The sequence below is a fragment of the Campylobacter ureolyticus genome (assembly GCF_013372225.1).
In the GTDB taxonomy this organism is placed as follows: domain Bacteria; phylum Campylobacterota; class Campylobacteria; order Campylobacterales; family Campylobacteraceae; genus Campylobacter_B; species Campylobacter_B ureolyticus.
Map to the genome: position 1 here is coordinate 327849 of NZ_CP053832.1, position 18731 is coordinate 346579.

The 18731-nt window shown below is 26.9% G+C and carries 21 protein-coding genes; all 21 read left to right on the plus strand.

Features of this window, described 5'->3' with window-relative positions:
• Positions 1-5: 5 nt before the first annotated feature.
• The 21 genes from CURT_RS01675 to CURT_RS01775 all read left to right on the plus strand — a co-directional run bounded on the left by CURT_RS01675 (position 6) and on the right by CURT_RS01775 (position 18676).
• Positions 6-452 carry a hypothetical protein gene (locus CURT_RS01675; protein ID WP_018712425.1) on the plus strand — a complete coding sequence of 149 codons (447 nt, stop codon included), beginning with the start codon at positions 6-8 and terminating at the stop codon, positions 450-452.
• 10 nt (positions 453-462) lie between these two features.
• Positions 463-882: a hypothetical protein gene (locus CURT_RS01680; protein WP_018712424.1), complete on the plus strand. Its 420-nt coding sequence runs from the start codon at positions 463-465 to the stop codon at positions 880-882.
• Complete coding sequence (locus tag CURT_RS01685) at positions 879-1424, plus strand: beta-ketoacyl synthase chain length factor (protein ID WP_018712423.1); 546 nt, start codon at positions 879-881, stop codon at positions 1422-1424. The genes CURT_RS01680 and CURT_RS01685 overlap by 4 nt, the downstream gene beginning before the upstream one ends.
• Positions 1421-2146, plus strand: coding sequence for a lysophospholipid acyltransferase family protein (locus CURT_RS01690; protein WP_018712422.1), 726 nt, complete (start codon positions 1421-1423; stop codon positions 2144-2146). Before CURT_RS01685 ends, CURT_RS01690 begins: the two co-directional genes overlap by 4 nt.
• Entirely contained in the window at positions 2143-2397 is a 255-nt protein-coding gene (locus CURT_RS01695; RefSeq protein ID WP_018712421.1) for a phosphopantetheine-binding protein, read from the plus strand. The genes CURT_RS01690 and CURT_RS01695 overlap by 4 nt, the downstream gene beginning before the upstream one ends.
• Positions 2394-2636: an acyl carrier protein gene (locus tag CURT_RS01700; RefSeq protein WP_018712420.1), complete on the plus strand. Its 243-nt coding sequence runs from the start codon at positions 2394-2396 to the stop codon at positions 2634-2636. Before CURT_RS01695 ends, CURT_RS01700 begins: the two co-directional genes overlap by 4 nt.
• Before the next feature lie 10 nt (positions 2637-2646).
• Positions 2647-3135 (plus strand): COG4648 family protein, encoded by a 489-nt coding sequence (locus CURT_RS01705; RefSeq protein ID WP_018712419.1) that lies wholly within the window; start codon positions 2647-2649, stop codon positions 3133-3135.
• Positions 3128-4687: an AMP-binding protein gene (locus tag CURT_RS01710; RefSeq protein WP_018712418.1), complete on the plus strand. Its 1560-nt coding sequence runs from the start codon at positions 3128-3130 to the stop codon at positions 4685-4687. The genes CURT_RS01705 and CURT_RS01710 overlap by 8 nt, the downstream gene beginning before the upstream one ends.
• A gap of 3 nt (positions 4688-4690) precedes the next feature.
• Entirely contained in the window at positions 4691-5389 is a 699-nt protein-coding gene (locus CURT_RS01715; protein ID WP_018712417.1) for a glycosyltransferase family 2 protein, read from the plus strand.
• A complete protein-coding gene (locus tag CURT_RS01720) occupies positions 5376-6272 on the plus strand; it encodes an LpxL/LpxP family acyltransferase (protein ID WP_018712416.1) in 897 nt (298 codons plus the stop codon). The genes CURT_RS01715 and CURT_RS01720 overlap by 14 nt, the downstream gene beginning before the upstream one ends.
• A complete protein-coding gene (locus tag CURT_RS01725; RefSeq protein WP_018712415.1) occupies positions 6247-6648 on the plus strand; it encodes an acyl-CoA thioesterase in 402 nt (133 codons plus the stop codon). The genes CURT_RS01720 and CURT_RS01725 overlap by 26 nt, the downstream gene beginning before the upstream one ends.
• Positions 6645-7160, plus strand: coding sequence for a LolA family protein (locus tag CURT_RS01730; protein WP_018712414.1), 516 nt, complete (start codon positions 6645-6647; stop codon positions 7158-7160). The genes CURT_RS01725 and CURT_RS01730 overlap by 4 nt, the downstream gene beginning before the upstream one ends.
• A complete protein-coding gene (locus CURT_RS01735; protein ID WP_018712413.1) occupies positions 7157-9280 on the plus strand; it encodes an MMPL family transporter in 2124 nt (707 codons plus the stop codon). The genes CURT_RS01730 and CURT_RS01735 overlap by 4 nt, the downstream gene beginning before the upstream one ends.
• Complete coding sequence (locus tag CURT_RS01740) at positions 9273-9917, plus strand: uroporphyrinogen-III synthase (protein WP_018712412.1); 645 nt, start codon at positions 9273-9275, stop codon at positions 9915-9917. Before CURT_RS01735 ends, CURT_RS01740 begins: the two co-directional genes overlap by 8 nt.
• 254 nt (positions 9918-10171) lie before the next feature.
• Positions 10172-11419, plus strand: a complete 1248-nt coding sequence (purD, locus tag CURT_RS01745; protein WP_018712410.1) for a phosphoribosylamine--glycine ligase — start codon at positions 10172-10174, stop codon at positions 11417-11419.
• Positions 11416-11838, plus strand: coding sequence for an RDD family protein (locus CURT_RS01750; RefSeq protein ID WP_018712409.1), 423 nt, complete (start codon positions 11416-11418; stop codon positions 11836-11838). The genes purD and CURT_RS01750 overlap by 4 nt, the downstream gene beginning before the upstream one ends.
• The gene (locus CURT_RS01755) at positions 11828-14065 is read left to right on the plus strand and encodes an LPS-assembly protein LptD (protein WP_018712408.1); all 2238 of its coding nucleotides are present in this window, start codon (positions 11828-11830) and stop codon (positions 14063-14065) included. Before CURT_RS01750 ends, CURT_RS01755 begins: the two co-directional genes overlap by 11 nt.
• Positions 14062-14772: a hypothetical protein gene (locus tag CURT_RS01760; protein WP_018712407.1), complete on the plus strand. Its 711-nt coding sequence runs from the start codon at positions 14062-14064 to the stop codon at positions 14770-14772. Before CURT_RS01755 ends, CURT_RS01760 begins: the two co-directional genes overlap by 4 nt.
• Positions 14757-16919 (plus strand): polyribonucleotide nucleotidyltransferase, encoded by a 2163-nt coding sequence (locus CURT_RS01765; protein WP_018712406.1) that lies wholly within the window; start codon positions 14757-14759, stop codon positions 16917-16919. The genes CURT_RS01760 and CURT_RS01765 overlap by 16 nt, the downstream gene beginning before the upstream one ends.
• A gap of 81 nt (positions 16920-17000) precedes the next feature.
• Complete coding sequence (locus CURT_RS01770) at positions 17001-17852, plus strand: universal stress protein (protein ID WP_018712405.1); 852 nt, start codon at positions 17001-17003, stop codon at positions 17850-17852.
• 155 nt (positions 17853-18007) lie between these two features.
• A complete protein-coding gene (locus CURT_RS01775; RefSeq protein ID WP_018712404.1) occupies positions 18008-18676 on the plus strand; it encodes a hypothetical protein in 669 nt (222 codons plus the stop codon).
• Positions 18677-18731: the final 55 nt, after the last annotated feature.

The following is an 18731-nucleotide window of genomic DNA, read 5'->3' on the forward strand; positions in this document are numbered from 1 at the left end:
TAAAAATGAACAAGATTTTTTTAATAGTATTTATTATATTTAATTTTTTAAATGCTAAAGACTTAATTTTTTATCACGATATAAAAGAGGCGTTAAATTCAAAATTCGCAAAACAATATTTAAAAAATGATGTAGATTTTGAATTTTATAATAATAAAACATTGGATGATGAGCAACTAAAAATATCAAAAGCAACCAGTAGATATAGAAAAATTTATGATACTTTAAAAAAAGAACATGTTTTACTAGATAAAGACTATAAAACTTCATGCCAATACGCTTTTATAGCAGTCTTGAAGGCTTTTGAAGAAAAAGCAAAAATAGAAAATAAAGCAAAGGTTATAAATTTACAAGGAAATTTTAAAAATCAATTATATAATTCAAAAGATAAATTTCAATGTGCAGTTGGTAAATTTGTAACAACAGTTTCACTGCAAGGAAATTTAAAATAAAGGAGAAAAAATGAAAAAGTTAGTCTTAGCTATTTTTATAGCTTTTGGTTTTACAAATTTGAGTGCAAAAGATAAGATTTTATATCTTCCAATTAGCGATGTTTTAAACTCAAAAGAGGCAAAAGAAGCACTTGATCCAAACATAAAACTAAGTTTTGGAAGCGGAACAAAAGCAAATATTATTGCCAAAAATTTGCAAGCAAATAAAAAAACAAACTCTGTAAATAAAAGTGATGAAGAAGCTTGTAAATGGGTACTTTTATCTGCTTTAAAAACTTTTCAGGATAGAGCCGTAAAAGAGGGTGGAACAAAAGTTGTAAATTTAACAGGATATTTTAAAAAACAACCTTATGACTCAAAAGATAAATTTCAATGCGCAGTTGGTTCTATAATGGCAGGAGTGACATTAAGAGGAGATATTGCTAAGTGATAAAATTTGATATTTGTGATATTAAATTTTGCGATGATAAAAGCGGTTTTAATTTAGAAGGATTAAAACCGCTTGAAAAAAGACGCCTTGGAAATGCAGCAAAGTCTATCTTTACAGTTTTAAATGGTCTTGAAATTGATGATGATTTAGCATTTATTTTTTCATCAAGCCAGGGTGAGTTTTCAAGATGCATATCTCTTTTAAAAGAGCTTAGTATAGATAATTTTGTATCTCCAACATCGTTTTCTTTATCTGTTTTAAACTCTGGTCTTGCAACTTTTGGTATTATGAAAAAAGCAAATTCTCCTATTTTTGCTATAAGTTCAAAATTTGTCGTGCGTGATGCTTTTGCTTGTGCATATTCAAAGCTTAATGAGTTTGAAAAAATTTGTGTTGTTTGTTATGAGGAAGTGCCATTTAAAGATAGTTTTATTTGTGCTGGTTTTATGGTTAAAAAAGGAGATGGTTTTCTTATAGATTTGGATAAATTAAAAAACTATGAAATAGAGGATTTGAAAAAAAATTTAAGGACTCAACTGTGAAAGTTGTTAGCGTTGGATTTTTATTCTTGTTGTTTGGCATTATTTGTTTATTTGGAAATTTGATTTTTATTCCAATAATTTTACTAAATTTACAAAGATTTAGAGTTGTTAAAAATTTTAGTAGATTTTTAGTGAGAATTTCATGGAATTTTTTCTTAAAATGTACTGAGATTTTTGGCTATCAAAGTTCTAATTATCATATTTTGCAAAATCTTAATGGATTAAATTCTATGATAATTTGCAACCATCCATCTTTGCTTGATGTTGTATTTTTTTTAGCAAAAGTAAAAAATGCAAATTGCGTGGTTAAAAAAGAGCTTAAAAAAAATATATTTTTATATCCAGCGATTAAGGTAAGTGGATATATCTTAAATGATGATTTATTTTTAGAAAATAGCATCAAATCTTTAAAAAGTGGAGAGAGTTTGATTGTTTTTCCAGAAGGAAGTAGAACAAAAGATGAAATTCTGATGCATAAAGCCGCTTTTTTTATCGCTATAAAAGGTGCTAAGAACTTAATAATCACAACTTTAACTATGAATCCAAGGTCTTTAAAAAAAGGCCAAAAATGGTATGAGACCCCAAAAATAAAGGTAAAATACGACTTTAAAATAGACAGTGAGATTGATTTGGAAAAATTTTATGCTAACAAACCAGATACTTTAAGAGTTAGAATTCTTACACAAGAAATTAATAAATTTTATAAAAAGGAGTTTAAATGATAGAAGAAACCAAAAATTTTATAATCAATTGCCTAAATTTAGAAGATATGAAGGCTGATGATATAGGAGATGAAGAGCCTTTGTTTAATGATGGTTTAGGACTTGATAGCGTTGATGCTTTAGAGCTTGGCTTAGGAATTTCAAAAACATATAGAATTACCTTGGATCCAAAGAGTTCTGATTTAAAAGAAATTTTTAAAAATCCTAAAAATTTAAATGAATTTATAGAAAAAAATAGGAAAGACAGATGAATAAAGATGAAATATTTGAAATTCTAAAGAAAAACTTAATAGAGCTTTTTGAAATCGATGAAAAGCTTATTAGGCTTGATGCAAAAATTTATGAAGATTTAGATATTGATAGTATTGATGCGATTGATTTAATAGACAGTATAAAGAAAAAAACAGGCTATAGGCTTGAACCAAATGATTTTAAAAATGTTCGCACACTTGGAGATATTGTTGAAGCAGTCGCAAGCAAGGCTCTTTAATCAAATAATATTGACTTTTTTTAGTGTAATTTATCCATTTGGAGTAGTTTTTAAAAGTGAGTTTTTACCTATAATAGCACTTTTTTTAGCTGTGCTTTGGAGTATAAAAGCGTATTTTGATAAAAATAATAGCTATTTTTTAATAGCTATGTGTTTTATTTTGGTCTCGTTTTTTAGAAATTTTGCTTTTTTTTATCCGGTTTTAGTAAATTTATTTATGTTTTTTTTGTTTTTTAATAGTTTAAAAAGTGAAAGCATAATAACGAAATTTGCTAAAATAAAAAACCCAAATCTTCCAAAGGAGGCTTTAATTTACACAAAAAATTTGACTAAAATTTGGTGTGTGTTTTTTACTATAAACGGCTTTTTAAGTTTGATATTGTTTTTTATAGATAAAAATATTTGGGCTATTTATTGTGGTTTTATAAGTTATGTTTTGGTTGGTATGTTGTTTTTTGGAGAAATTTTATTTAGAAAGGTTTTTATAAAAGGTGTTTAGTAAAGAGCTTTATTTTATTTTAGAAGAAAAAAGTTTAAAAGAAGTATTTGCATTATCTGCTGCTTTTTCAAAATGGTTAAATGACAATAAAATAAAAGAAATTTCAATAAATTTAAATAACATTTATGAATTTTTTATAGCCTTTTTTGGTACCTGCAATGCTAAGGTAAAATGTTTTATAAATGCAAACGAAGGATATGTTTTAAACGATGTTGATTTTGCAAAGATAGATTTAGTTCACACGCAAGATAAGTTTTTATTAGATGAAAATTTTGAATTTTTTGTTAAAACATCAGGAAGTAGTTCAAAAAGTAAAAATATAAAAAAAACTTTTTCTCAAATGATTAATGAGGCTAAAGCTTTAGACAAATTTTTAAATTTAAAAGAAAAAACTTTTTTTTCAAGTGTGCCACATTTACATCTTTTTGGACTCACTTTTAGAGTTTTTTTACCTCTCATAAGTGGTGGAAAAATTTATTCAACAACCTTAAATTATCCAGAAATTATGCAAAAAATAAATTTTAAAAATGGTATTTTTATAACATCACCAACTATTTTAAAAGCTATTTATAGACACAATAATTTACCAAATTTAGCCCAAATTTCACTTATGATAAGTGCTGGATCAAAATTAAATGACGATCTTAGAAAAAACCTTATTTCAAAATACAATATAAAAATTATGGAAATTTATGGAAGTAGTGAAACTGGTGTAATTGCTAGAAAATTTGAAGATGAATTCGAAATTTTTGACGAAGTTGAAATTTGCACCAAAGAAGATGATAGGTTTTTTATTAATTCTATGTGGTGTAAAGATTTTTTAAGTAACGATGTTGGTAAAGTTGATGGGAAAAAACTTATTTTGAGTGGCAGATTGGATAGAATAGTTAAGCTAAATGATGTGCGTTTTAACCTTGATGATGCTGAAAATTTGTTAAAAACTCATGAGTTTATAAGCGATGCAAAATGTGGAATTTTAGATAATGATAATAGAGTTTCTACTATTATAACTTTGAGCGATATTGGAAAAAAAGCATTTTTAAAAGGTGGAAAAAAGCTTATTGTGGATGAACTAAAGGCTCTTAGCAAAAACGATTTTAAAACAAATTTAAGACATTTTAAAATAATAGAAGAAATTCCTTATAATGAAAATGGAAAATTTAAAAAAGACGATTTTTTAAATATTTTCAAAACTTTTAAACCACCTTTTATTAAAAAAATAACCGATAAAAAAATAGATGAAAACTCATCTTTATTTGAGTTTGAAATTTACACAAGTGAAGAGTCTTTTTTTTATGAAGGACATTTTAATACATTTCCAATAACTCCTGGATTTATTGAAATAGGCTTTATATACGATGCTTTAGAAAGTTTAGAGTTTAATATAGATATGATAAAAACAATTGAAAATATTAAATTTACAGCACTTCTTAGACCTTTTGAAAAAGTTATATTAACAATTAAAAAAGATAAAAATATTTTTAATTGTCAGATAAAAGGAGATAAAATTTATGCTAGTGCAAGAGTTAAATTTGAAGATAAGAAAGATTAAGATTTGAATAAAATTTGTTTTTTGATACCATATTATAATCATCCAGCAAAGATTTCAAAGCTATGCAAAATTTTAAAACAATATAATTTGCCAATTATTTTAGTTGATGATGGAAGTAGTGATAATTTTAATTTTGAAACATTAGATATTGAGGTTTTAAAACATGATAAAAACAAAGGAAAAGGTGCTGCTTTAAAAACAGGGTTTAATTATGCTATAAAAAATGACTATACTCACGCTTTTCAAATAGATGCAGATATGCAGCATGATTTAAGTAAAATAGATGAATTCTTAGAAATTTATAAAAATAATAAAGATATTGTAATTTGTGGTTATGGAAAATATGATCAAACAGCTCCAAAAGCAAGAGTTTATGGTAGAAAAATCACCAACTTTTGGGCTTTTATAAATACCTTCGGAGGACATTTTAAAGATTTAATGATAGGTATGAGAATTTATCCATTAAATGAGGAAGTTTTTAAAAAAACCAAGTCAAATAGGATGGAATTTGACATAGAAGTTTTGATTAATTATTTTAAATTTGATTATAAATTCGCTTGGGTTGAGGTTATGATAAATTATGAAAGTATTTCACATTTTAAAATGCTTAGAGATAATATTTTAATAAGTAAAATGCATGCAAGATGTTTTTTTTCACTACCAAAGTTTTTATTTAAAAGGCTAAAAAATGCCTTGGTATAATCAAAAAGAAAAAGGAACTATTTTTTTACTGAAAATAACATTTTATTTAGTAAAGTTTTTTCCTAGTTTTTTACTTAAACCGATTATTTTTTTTATTAGTTTAATATATTTTGCACTTAGCAAAGATGAAAGAAACAATATAGAAAATTTTTATAAAAACTTAAAATATGATAATGTAAATTTAAAAATAATTTTTTCAAATTTTTATAATTTTTCACTTAGTATCACAGATAAAATTGCTGTTTGGATTGGAAAAATCAAATTTGAAAATATAGTGTTGGAAAATGAAGAAGATCTTTTAGAAAAACTTGTTTTGCCTAAAAATGGTTCAATAATAATTGCAAGTCATTTTGGTAATGTTGAAATAGCAAGGGCATTAAGCGATAAAAAACATAATGTAAAATTAGCAATTTTAGCTCATACAAAAAATATGCTTAAATTTAATTCTTTAATAAATGAGATAAGCTCTAAAAAAATAGAAATTTTTGAAGTTAAAGATTTAGATATTGACAAGATGATTAAGCTTGATAATTTTTTACAAAATGGTGGGCATTTATGTATTATGGCTGATCGGGTGCCGATTAATTCAAACAGAGTTCTAAGAGTTAATTTTTTAGGAAGAGATGCTTTGTTTCCAACTGGGGCGTTTGATTTAGCATATCTTTTAAAATGCCCTGTAAATTTACTTTGGTGTATAAAAAAAGATGGAATTTATCATGTAAAAGTAGATGAAATTTCAAAAAAAATAGAAAAAAAAGAGATAAAGCAAAATTTGGAAAAATATGTAAAATTATTGGAACAAAATTGTAAAAAATTTCCAAGTATGTGGTTTAATTTTTATGATTTTTGGAGTAAAGATGATAAAAAAAGTTTACAAAAATAGAGTTGAGTTTTACGATGTAGATAGCTTAAATGTTGTTTGGCATGGAAATTATGTTAAATTTTTAGAAGTTGCAAGATGTAATTTTTTGAAGGATATTGGATATGACTACATAAAGATGAAAAACGATGGTTTTGCATATCCAATAGTTAAAATGGACTTTAAGTTTATCAATCCATTATTCTTCGGTGATGAGTTTAAAGTAGAAATTGCTCTTTTAGAGATAGAGAGTTTTTTAAAGTTTTCATATCTCATCAAAAAAGACACTCTTAAAATTTGCAAAGCGACAACCTCGCAAGCTTGTATTGATATAAAAAATATGCAAACTTGTTATGCTCCACCACAAGCTTTAAAAGAAATAATCAAAGGTATATCATGAAAAAAATTTTTTTAATATTAGTTTTTTTAGTAAATTCTTACTCAAGCGATGAAGAAAGACTTAAAAATATGATTAAAATTGGCAATATAAGTGGAGATTTTAATCAAACTAAAGTTTTAACATCTTTTAAAAATCCAATAAAAAGCGAAGGTGTTTTTAAAATTTATGATAAAACTTTTGAACAAAATACTACTAAGCCTTTTAAAGCAAGTATAAAAGTTAATAAAGATGGAGTTTTTGAGTATAAAGATGGTAATTTCATCAAAATTAATTCAAATTTTGATGAAGAGCTTTTTTTAAATATTTTTACTTTAAATTTTGATAAATTAAAACAAAATTTTGATTATAAATTAGAGTTTGAAGATGGCTGGAGAGTGATATTAAAACCAACTGGTATAATGGCAAAAATTTTTAAAAACATAGAAATTTATGGCAAAAACCATGTGAAAAAAATAATTCTCAATGAATCAAATGGCGATCAAACTATATACAATTTTTTTAATATAAAATGAAAAAAAATATATTTTTTATAATAACTTTTATATTTTTTTCTGCAAGTATTGTTTTAAATATTCATAAAATCAAAACTGATTTTTTTTCACTTTTAGATATTGACACGTCATCATATAAAACAGCTGCAATTAAAAATTTGCAAAATTCTACTAAAAATACTTTTAGTATTTTAGTAAAAGATAAAGATAATGCTCATAAAATAAGCGAATTAGCAATATCATCAAATTTATTTAAAAAAAATACAATTGATTTGGATCGAATTTTTGATTTAAAATTGGTGCTATTTAATAATTTAAAAGATTTAAAAGATGGAGTTTTTTTTGAAAATTCAATTAAGAAATTGTATTTGCCAAGTTCAAATTTAAAAGATGATTTTTTTTCAATGATTAATTTCCCAAAATTAATAAATGCTGATTTTGACATCCAAACAGGATTTTTAAAAACAAAAAATTATTATTTGTTAAGTTATAATTTAAAAGATGATTTTAACCAAGAAGAACTTTTAAATTTTTATAAAAATATTAAAAATTTTAATGAAGTTTATGTAAGCTCATCTCAAATTTATAGTTTGCATTCTAAAATTTCAGCACAAAAAGAAAGCTCAATTTTTGGTGTAGTTTCACTTATTTTAACAGGAATTTTTATATATTTTGCATTTGGTAATTTTAGAGCTTTTTATATTATATTTGTAGTGATTTTTTCTCTTGTGTGTGGGCTTGGAATGAGCTTAGTGTTGCTAGATGAATTAAGTTTTTTATCTCTTGTTGTATCAACTAGCTTAATTGGGCTTATTGTTGATTTTACGATGCACTTTTTGAGTGCAAATTTAAATAGGCCTTGTAAAAAAAATAGTATAAAATCTCTTAGAAATTTATTTTTAACAGCCCTTTTTATTACAGCTTTTGGTTATGCTTTATTTTTTCTTTCACCAATGAAGTTTTTACATCAAATAGCCTGTATTTCAATTTTTTCTTTGATATTTTCATTTTTGATTACTTATTTTAAATTTGGAGATTTTGTTGAAAACGCAGTTTTTAAAAATAAAATTTTTTTTAGAAGTGTTTTTGAAAAATATATTTTTATATTAAGCAACACTAGCTTAAATTTTAAATTTAGTATTATTATATTTATTTTGATGTCGCTATTCATATATTTTTTAAATCCAAATTTAAAAGATAATGTTAAAGAGTATGCAAATTTACCTGCGACCCTGATGAATGATACAGTTATTTTTGCTAAAGAGCTTAATATAAAAAGTGATTTTATTTTAGTCGATAAAGAATTTTCTTTTGATTTAGTTAAAAACTTAGAGTCTAAAAATTTAATTAAAGATCCTTTATATATAACAAATTTTATAAACGATGAAAAAACTCAATTATTGATAAAAAATCAGTTTGAAATGGCAAAAAACGACATAAACACATTGAATTTATATACTGATTTAGGATTTGATGAAAAAGATATTTTAGGTGAATTTGATAAAGTTATAAATGAAAAAATACTTTACTATAATGATATATTTGAAATTTTAAATTTAAATTCAAATCAATTTTTTATAGAAAATAAGGAGATAATAAAAGCTTCAAATTTTATAAAAAATGATGAATTTTATAGTATTTTAAAAACTTTCAATGCAGATTATGTAGATTATTTAAGCGATATTAATGAAAATTTAAATTTAGTTAAATTAGATGCTATTTTTATAAAAATATTTGGTTTTATTGTAGCTTTTATAGCTCTTGCCATTTTTCTAAATATTAAAAACTCATTTTTTATAGTATATTACATAATTTTTAGTTCGGTAATAGCTGCATTTATTTTCACAATTATTGGTAAAAATATAGATATTTTTGCAATATTTGGATTTATTTTGGCAAGTGCAGCAGGAATTGACTATATGCTTTTTGCTTTTAATTCTTATCTTGATTTTACAAAAAGAGTTTTTGGCATAGTAACAGCTAGCTTTACATCAATTCTTTCATTTTTTATGCTTTCATTTAGCAATACTTCTGCGGTTTGTAGTTTTGGACTAAGTGTAAGTTTAAATTTATTAATTGTATCTATAATAAGTTCATATATTGCTATAAAAATTAATAAAAAAGGCAAAATAAATGGATGAAATTTATCTCATATCTCATACACAAAATCAAGCAGTTAAAAATTTAAAAGTTTGTGAAATAGAGTTTTTAAAATTTAGTGTTGATTTAAGTAAATTTGAAGCTTTAGTCATTACTTCAAAAAACTCTATTGAAGCCTTAAAATTTAACAATATAAAAAAAGTAAATTTGAAAGTTTTTGGTATAGGTGATGGTTCGACAAAAGAAGCTTTAAAATATGGATTTAGTGATATTTATACAGCGAAAAATTCTCACGGAAATGAATTTGCAAATGAAATAGCTTCTTTTTTAAAAGGTAAAAAAACTCTATTTTTAAAAGCTGAAAAAACAGTTTCAGATGTTGGTGGAATCCTTATTAAAAATGGAGCAATTCTTACAAAAATAACTGCATATAAAAATAATTTTTTAAATTTAGATGAAAGCTTAAAGCCACCACTTGGAAGTATTTTGATATTTAGCTCTCCTTCAAATGTAGAAGGTTTTATAAAAAACTTTGGAAAAATAGATGAAAGCTATAAAGTAGTTGTGATTGGAAATGCTACTGCAAAGCTTTTATCATCTCACAAAAATTTAATCATTTCAGAAAAACAAAGTATAGATGAGTGCCTAAATTTAGCTAAAAATTTAATAAATCAGTAAACGCAACTATTTTTTAAGTATTTTTTTGTTATAATTTCTTTGCCTGAGTGGATCGACAGCGTTAAAAATGAGGGTCCAACACTAATAGTATGGCGAAGATGTGAGCTTTTGGTGCGATGTGATTTTGTTTGAGCTTAAAAAAGTGAGAATTTGCAACCTAAAAAAAGCTCCTATTTGCAAGATTGGCTTTTATAGGGCCGAATCTAAAACTATGCATCGACCACTTGGGTTTTACTAAATTTATGGAGCTTGGTTTGAATATTTTAATTATTGGAAATGGTGGGCGTGAGTATTCGATAGGTTTAAAACTTAAAAAAGAAAAAATTGTAAATAAGATATATTTTGCCCCAGGAAATGGTGCCACTATAAATTTAGGTGAAAATGTTGAAATAGACGATTATGAAAAATTAGCAAAATTTGCTGTAGATAACAACGTTGATCTTACAATCGTAGGACCTGAAATGCCTCTTGGCAAAGGCGTTGTTGATATTTTTAAAAAACACAACTTAATTATTTTTGGACCTAGCAAGGCTGCTGCTAGACTTGAGACAAGTAAATCTTACATGAAAGATTTTTTACAAAAATACGACATAAAAACTGCAAAGTATTTAAGTAGCAGTAATTATGATGAAATTTCAAAATTTATAGATAAAATGGATGGTAAGATTGTTGTAAAGGCAGATGGATTGTGTGCTGGAAAAGGCGTGATAATAGCAAGCAGCAAAGATGAAGCAAAAAACGCAGCAAAAGAGATGCTTGATGGCAAAAGTTTTGGTGATGCTGGAGAAAAAGTTGTAGTTGAAGAGTTTTTAGATGGCTTTGAGCTAAGTTTTTTCGCAATTTGTGATGGTAAAAATTTTGTAAGTTTGCCAGTAGCTCAAGATCATAAAAAACTTCTTGACAAAGATGAGGGGCCAAATACTGGTGGAATGGGTGCTTATGCTCCAACTCCTCTTGCAACAAAAGAATTAATAAACAAGATAGAAAATGAAGTTGTAAAACCTACTTTAAGTGGTATGCAAAAAGAAGGTTCTCCATTTTGTGGAGTACTTTTTGTGGGGATTATGGTTGTTGATAATAAGCCTTATGTTTTGGAATTTAATGTTAGATTTGGTGATCCTGAGTGTGAGGTTATAATGCCTTTGATAGATGGAAATTTAAGTGAAATTTTATATGAAGCAGCAGTTGGAAGATTAAAACCGATAAGTTTAAAAGATCAATTTGCAGTTGGTGTTGTGGTGGCAAGCCAGAATTATCCATATAAAAGTTCACCTGAAAAACTTATAAAAATAGAAGAAATACCTGAAAATTCTCATATTTGCTACGCAGGGGTAAGTTCTAAAAATAGGGAGCTTTATGCAGATGGCGGTAGGGTTTTAGTTTGTGTTGGAAAAGGCGATACCATAAAGCAAGCTACTAAAAATGCTTATGAACTCTGCAAAAAAATAAAATTTGATGGCATGCAGTATAGAAGTGACATAGCCTATCAGGTGAATAAATGAATGATGAAGTAAGTCTTGCTTCATTTGGCAAAAGATCATTTGCTTTTTTAATAGATGAGCTTATAGTATCTTTTTTGATAATAATTATATTTTATAATCAAATTTTAAATGCCTCAACACCTGAAGATATTGCAAATCTTGCACCTCTTTTTTTGGTGCCTCAAACTGTGATAAGACTTATTTACCACACTTTTTTTATCTATTATTATGGCGCTACTCTTGGCAAAAAGGCTTTAAAGATAAAGTGTATAAACCAAGATAAAGAAAATCCTAGCTTTTGGGCATCGCTTTCAAGAGCCTTAGTTAGATTTTTTAGCGAGGCGATTTTTTATTTAGGTTTTGCTTGGGCTTTTTTTGATCCTTTAAGACAAACTTGGCACGATAAAGTAGCTAAGACTTTGGTGGTAAATGTTGAATAAAAGAATATTTTTTTTAATCTTTTTTATAATTTCATCTGTTTGTGCCAATGTCCAGGATGTAGAGTTTTTAGCAGATAATGTAAAAAAAGTTGATACAAAAACCCATGCAAATGGAAATGTTATAATGTATTCAAAAGACTATTTAGTAACTTCTGATATGGCTATTTATGATGAAAAAAATGAAATTGCTGAGTTTTTTGGAAATGTAAATTTACTTAAAGGCAAAAACGAAACCTCAAAAACAACTTATCTAAAGTTAGATTTAAAAAATAAAGAAAATTTTGCCAAAGAAAATTTTATGATGGATAAAGAAGCTGAGATTTGGATGCAAAACAAAACAAGTTGTACCGATCAAAAATACTACCGAACAAAAAACTCAGTTGTTTCAAGCTGTAATATAGAAAATCCTGATTGGAAGATAAAATACACTAGTGGAAAATTAAATAAAGAAACTAAATTCTTACATCTTTTCAATCCTGTTTTTTATGTAGGAAATGTTCCAGTTTTGTATCTTCCATACTTTGGTTTTCCAACTGATAAAACAAGAAGAACAGGGCTTTTAATACCAGAAGTTGGCTATATCTCAAAAGAAGGTTTTTACTATAAACAACCAATTTATTTTGCCCCTTATGAGAGTTGGGATTTACAACTTGACCCACAGGTTAGATCAACTCGTGGATTTGGAATTTATGCTACTTTTAGATTTGCTGATTCGCCTTATTCTTATGGAGAGATTAGAGGTGGGGTTTTTGATAATTTTAAAAGAGCGCAAGAAAGATTAGAGTATAAAAACGAAAAACATCATGGATATGAGTTTGACTACGATAGAAGCAAGCTCTTAGGATATTTAGTAAATGGAGAGTTTAAAGAAAATTTATGGATTAGATTTACTAATATAAATGATGTGGAATATTATGATTTAAAAGAAAAAAGTGGAAGCGAAGAAGATGGGGACTCGCTTGCTACTTCAAAGCTTAATTACTATCTAACTACTGATGAGCACTATTTTGGAGCTTATGCAAGATATTATATCGATACTGATAAGTTAAATAGTAAAAATCATTTTAAAAACGATGATACCTTGCAAGAGCTTCCAACTTTGCATTATCACAAATTTACAAATTCTGCTTTTTTGGATAATTTGCTTTATTCAGCTGATTTTAAAGCTCATAATTACACTAGAAAAGTTGGTGTTACGGCCAAACAATATGAGTTTAATTTACCACTTGTTTTTACAACTCCACTGCTTAATGATTGGTTAAATTTCAAATTTGCAGAAGCACTTTATGCAACTCATATTGACTATAGTAAAAATTACATATATCAAAATGGTGAATTTTACAAAGACAAAAGTAGCGATTATGTAAATAACTACCATAAATTTTCTCTTGGTACAGACATTGCAAAATCGTATGAAAGCTATTTTCATACGATGAATTTAGATCTTTCATACTTGATTCCAGGATATCAAAGTGGCGATATAAATCAAAGATTGTTTAAAGAATTTAAATATAACTATGATAAAGATAAAAATATTGTAAATAGCAATGCCTTAAAAGATATGTCTAATAGACTTTATTATGAAGATAATTTTTTGGGCGAGCTAGGCAAAGACTATACTCAAAGAAATTTAATGGCAAATTTTACAGAGTATCTTTATAATAAAAATGGTCGTAAATTTCTTCGTCACTCAGTAAAACAAAAATATGATTTTGAAGATAAAGAATTTGGAAATTTAATTCATAGGCTTGATTTGTACTTTTCAAATGGTTTAAATTTGGGTAATAAATTTGAATACTCAAATGAAAATAAACGCTTTGAAAAAGTTCAAAGTTATGCTGGATACTCAGACAAGACTTTTAGTGCCAGACTTTCTCACTCGTATGAAAATATAAAAAGATTTGAAAAATACGATAAAGACAATTATTTGATTTTAGATACATCTTTAAATTTGCCATATTTTTACAAGCTTTTTGCTAAATATGAGTATGATTTGGAGCGTTCATATAGTAAAATGTGGCGTTTAGGTCTAACTCGCAATAGAAAATGCTGGAATTACACATTTGTTTATCAGGAGGATTTAGAGCCAAGAACTTCAAGTAATTTTGACTATAAAAAAGCAAATAGAAAAAGAGCATTTTACTTTTTTATAAATTTTTATCCTTTTGGTGGTGTTGGATATGATGTATCAAAAAATACAGATTATGATAAAGATATATCAAAATGATAATTCCAAGAAAAAATCTAATTTTTAAAGATCAGATTGAGGCAGCAAAGGCACTGTATGATATCTTGCCAGTTGATGATATGCTAAGAACAAAGCCATTAATAATTGCGCCATCTTTGGCTTCGGTTTTATTAGTCGATGAGCTTGCAAAAATGCTAAAACTTAACTATGAGTTTTTATTTACCGAAAAAATTTACTCTCCATTAAATAAAGACTGCGTTATAGGCATGGTTAGTGAAACAGAAGAAATTGTTTATCTAGAAGAGCTTGTTAATTCATTTAATATTAGCATGGATTATGTTTATGGAGAGGCAAATAGAAAATATGAAGAAAGTATTTTAAAAAATATTTATAAATATAGAAAAGGAAAATTAATACAAAGTTTTCAAAATAGAGATATTTTACTTTTAGATGAAGGTTGTGAGTCAGGCGTTACAGCTTTGGTTTGCTTAAAGTCAATTATTGGTTTAAATCCAAAGTCTTTGAGTTATGCAACACCACTTATAGCAAGTGATATGGTGGCAAATTTAAACTCAATGGTAGATCAAATTTACACAGTTAGAAACATTACAAATTTTGTAAATGTTGATTTTTATTACGAAGAAAAGATTGAGTTATCACCACAAAAAATTATTTCTATTTTAGAGACAAGTCCGTATTATTTACCGTTACAAAAAGAAGGAGAAGAAACATGCGTTATAGAGTAGATATAAATAACAATTTAGAAATTTATGATGTTGATAAGGTTGCAAAACAAGCTTCAGGGGCTGTTTTATTACAAATTAAAAATGCAGTTGTTTTAGCAACTGTTGCAAGAGAAGATGAAAAAGTAGAAGGAGATTTTTTACCTTTAACTGTTTCATATATAGAAAAACAATACGCAGCAGGAAAAATTCCTGGTGGTTATATTAAAAGAGAGACTAAACCAGGGGATTTTGAAACACTTACTTCAAGGATAATTGATAGAAGTTTAAGACCGCTTTTTCCAAAAGGATATGCTTATCCTACCCAAATAGTTGTTTTTGTTTTATCGGCTGATAGCGAAGTTGATTTACAAGTTATGGCACTAAATGCAGCAAGTATGGCGCTGTATCTAAGTGATATTCCTGTAGATGCACCAGTTTGTGGTGTTAGAGTTGCTATGATAGATAATGAGTTTGTTTTAAACCCTACAAATAAAGAACTCGATAAGAGTGTCTTGGATCTTTATGTTGCAGGTGTTAAAGATGAGCTTTTAATGATAGAAATGCGCTCAATCCCGCAAAAAAATGATAAAAAAGAAATTTCCAACGATCCACTTGATGCTTTAAATTTTACTCCAAATCAGAATATGAATGAATTTGATGAAGAATTGATGGTAAAGGCTATAGATTTTGCTGGAAAAGCCATATTAAATGGAAGTCAAATTTATGAAGATACCTTTAAAGATGCTAGAAAAACTAAATTGGATTTGGAGTTAAATCCAGAAATGGAAGATGAGGAGATAGCTAAATTTATTGATGAAAATTATAAAGATGAGGTTAAATTTGCTATAAACCAAATGGCAAAAAGCGAAAGAGCAACCGAGCTTAATAAAATAGTCAAAAAAATATCAAATGGTGAAATGGCACTAAATTTGGATTGGAAAGAAGAAGTTATTTCAACTGTTTTAAACAAATACAAAAGAAAAATCGTAAGAAGTCAAATTATAAATGAAAATGTTAGGGCTGATGGAAGAGGTCTAAAAGAAATTAGACCAATAAGCATTGAAACAAACATTCTCCCAAGTGCTCATGGAAGTTGTCTTTTTACAAGAGGGCAAACACAAGCCTTGGTGGTTGCGACACTTGGCAGTGAAAATGACGCTCAAGTAAGCGATGTTTTAACCCAAAGTGAACCACTAAGTGAGAGATTTATGGTAAATTATAATTTCCCAGGATTTAGTGTTGGCGAAGCAAGCCCTTTAAAAAGTCCTGGAAGAAGAGAACTTGGTCATGGAAATTTAGCTAAAAGAGCTTTAGCCCCAAGTGTTGATTTAGAAAATGCAGAAGTTATAAGGCTAGTTAGTGAAATTCTTGAAAGTAATGGATCTAGCTCTATGGCAACAGTTTGTGGGGGATCTTTAGCTCTAAGAGCAGCTGGAGTAAATACCTATAAGTTAGTTGCAGGAATTGCAATGGGGCTTATATTCGAAGATGGAAAACATGCTATTTTAAGCGATATTATGGGGCTTGAAGATCATGATGGAGATATGGATTTTAAAGTTGCTGGTTCACTTGATGGTATAACTGCTCTTCAAATGGATATAAAGCTTGGCGGAATTAGCCTTGATGTTTTAAAAGAAGCTCTTTATCAGGCAAAAGAGGGAAGAGAACATATATTAAATTTAATGAATGAAGCTGATCTTAAAATAAAGGTAAATGATGAAATTTTGCCTAAAACTGAAATTTTTAATATCGATCCAAACAAAATGGTAGATGTCATCGGACAAGGTGGAAAAACAATAAAAAGCTTAGTTGATGATTATTTAGTTACAATTGATCTTGATAGAGATAGCGGCGAAGTGAAAATTCTCGGTAAAAATAAAAATTTAGTTTATGAAGCAAAGGAAAAGATTCTTGAAATTGTAAAAAAAGATAATAAATTTAAAGGCCCAAAAAAAGATCATAAAAAAAATATCAAATTTGAAATAGGTGAAGAATTTGAAGGTGAAGTTAAAAGCGTTATGCCTTTTGGAGTATTTATTAGTTTAAGAGATGGGGTTGATGGATTGCTTCACATATCAAATATAAAAGATGAACTAAAAGAGGGCGATATAGTAAAAGTTGCAGTAGATGGGCAAAAAGGTAACAAAATATCTTTAAAGCTTGTTTAAAAAATAAGCAAATTTAAAAGTTAAGGGCATTGTTAGTAAATAAAAAGTAGAATAAGTAAAATACATTAAAAAGGATTTAATATGGATTTTAAAAAGTTATTTTTTCCAATCGGTGGCGGAGAAGAGCTAAGAGAGAGAATTCATGCAGCTTTACTTATAAATAAGTATTTTGGATCTCATCTTAGCATTATTGCTTGCCAGCTTGATCCTGAGACTGTTTATAATACTAGAATGACTCTTAGGGGCGGAATAATGCTTGATGAGTTTTTAAGAACTGCAAAAGAGGAACTCGCTGAAGAGCAAAGTTTAAATGAAAAAATTGTAAAAGAGGAATGCAAAAAGCTTGGGATAACATATAGTGAGGATCAGCACACTAAAAATAGTGCATTTTTAAGAAATATGCTTGGAACAAGATCTGAACTTGTTGAAAAACACTCTAAATATTGTGATTTAGTAGTGGCCGCAGTTCCTCCGCATGGCGTTATAACAGGCACTTTTGAAGCTTCTGTTGTAAAAAGTGGTAAGCCAGCTATTGCATTTCCAAGAAAAATGACCGAGTTTAAAGCAGATAGAATTTTACTCAGCCTAACAGGTAGCACATCAAGTGCAAGAGCATTGCATAATGCACTTCCAATCATTAAAAATGCAAAAGAGGTATTTTGTATAACTTCTCAACATTATTTACAAGATGGAATGGATGAAACAAAAGGAAGAATTTTAAACTATCTTGATATTCATGGTATTAATCCTAATTTTGAAGTTGTAAAGACAGAAGGCAAAGTTCCAGGTCAAGCACTTTTAAAAGCAGCTGATAAATACGAAGTTGATATGATTGTAGCGGGTATTGATACAAATACTGGAATTAGAGAAATTTTCTTAGGCGGAGCTTCAAAATACTTCCTTGAAAATACAAAATATCCTGTAATGATGTAAATTTAATAGCCCTTTTTGGGCTATTTTATCATTTAAAATTTATTATATAAATACTTGGCAGCACTATAAAATTTTATAAAAAATTTAAAGGATAAAATAGATGAAAATATTTTATAGTTTTCAAAGTTGTAAAATTGTAGTGCAATGGAACTAAAATGACAAATGAAAAATCTCAAATATCGCCAACTAAAAAAAGAATTTTTTTAGTTAAAGTTCAAGCTATTATATTTTTAGTTGGTATGGCTTTTGCTGTATATTTTGGTGGTTTGGATTGTGTTGATAGCTATAACGATAACAAAATAGGTGTTTTCGACTTTTTAATAGGATCTTTTTTTGAAGCTATTTTTTATAAAATATATATTATATTTTTATCTTTGATTTTATTTTGCAAATTATTTTATTTTAAAAATTTGAAACAAATAAAAAAATATTTATTGATTTTATTTTTAAATATTTTTCCATTTTGTTTATTTATATCAACCAATAAAACGCCATATGATTCACTTTATTTAGTAAGTACATTGTATTTAATTTGTATTTTTATATACGCTATCTCAGTATGCTTAATGTATAAATTTTATAAATCAATCGATGAAATATTTTTATTTAAGTCATTTATATTCATAAATATCTTAGAAATTTATATGTTGATATTGTATGGTGTAGAGATATTAAATAGTTTATCAAAACTTGGGATAATTTTTATAGAACAAACATTTGTATTTGTATTAGTTATGCTTATTTTTTGGTTTACTTTACCACTAACTATTTGGCTATCTATACCTTTAAATTTAATAAACGAATACAGATATTTTAAAAAATAGTTAAATAAAAATTCAAATAAGTTATTAAATTAAAATTCCAAAAGTACTCTTGGAA

Bases quoted from the DNA above. Each gene is read 5' to 3' on its own strand.
- CURT_RS01675 (WP_018712425.1), top strand. From the start codon at position 6: ATGAACAAGATTTTTTTAATAGTATTTATTATATTTAATTTTTTAAAT.
- CURT_RS01680 (WP_018712424.1), top strand. From the start codon at position 463: ATGAAAAAGTTAGTCTTAGCTATTTTTATAGCTTTTGGTTTTACAAAT.
- CURT_RS01695 (WP_018712421.1), top strand. From the start codon at position 2,143: ATGATAGAAGAAACCAAAAATTTTATAATCAATTGCCTAAATTTAGAA.
- CURT_RS01700 (WP_018712420.1), top strand. From the start codon at position 2,394: ATGAATAAAGATGAAATATTTGAAATTCTAAAGAAAAACTTAATAGAG.
- CURT_RS01720 (WP_018712416.1), top strand. From the start codon at position 5,376: ATGCCTTGGTATAATCAAAAAGAAAAAGGAACTATTTTTTTACTGAAA.
- CURT_RS01725 (WP_018712415.1), top strand. From the start codon at position 6,247: ATGATAAAAAAAGTTTACAAAAATAGAGTTGAGTTTTACGATGTAGAT.
- CURT_RS01730 (WP_018712414.1), top strand. From the start codon at position 6,645: ATGAAAAAAATTTTTTTAATATTAGTTTTTTTAGTAAATTCTTACTCA.
- CURT_RS01735 (WP_018712413.1), top strand. From the start codon at position 7,157: ATGAAAAAAAATATATTTTTTATAATAACTTTTATATTTTTTTCTGCA.
- CURT_RS01740 (WP_018712412.1), top strand. From the start codon at position 9,273: ATGGATGAAATTTATCTCATATCTCATACACAAAATCAAGCAGTTAAA.
- CURT_RS01750 (WP_018712409.1), top strand. From the start codon at position 11,416: ATGAATGATGAAGTAAGTCTTGCTTCATTTGGCAAAAGATCATTTGCT.
- CURT_RS01755 (WP_018712408.1), top strand. From the start codon at position 11,828: ATGTTGAATAAAAGAATATTTTTTTTAATCTTTTTTATAATTTCATCT.
- CURT_RS01760 (WP_018712407.1), top strand. From the start codon at position 14,062: ATGATAATTCCAAGAAAAAATCTAATTTTTAAAGATCAGATTGAGGCA.
- CURT_RS01765 (WP_018712406.1), top strand. From the start codon at position 14,757: ATGCGTTATAGAGTAGATATAAATAACAATTTAGAAATTTATGATGTT.
- CURT_RS01770 (WP_018712405.1), top strand. From the start codon at position 17,001: ATGGATTTTAAAAAGTTATTTTTTCCAATCGGTGGCGGAGAAGAGCTA.
- CURT_RS01775 (WP_018712404.1), top strand. From the start codon at position 18,008: ATGACAAATGAAAAATCTCAAATATCGCCAACTAAAAAAAGAATTTTT.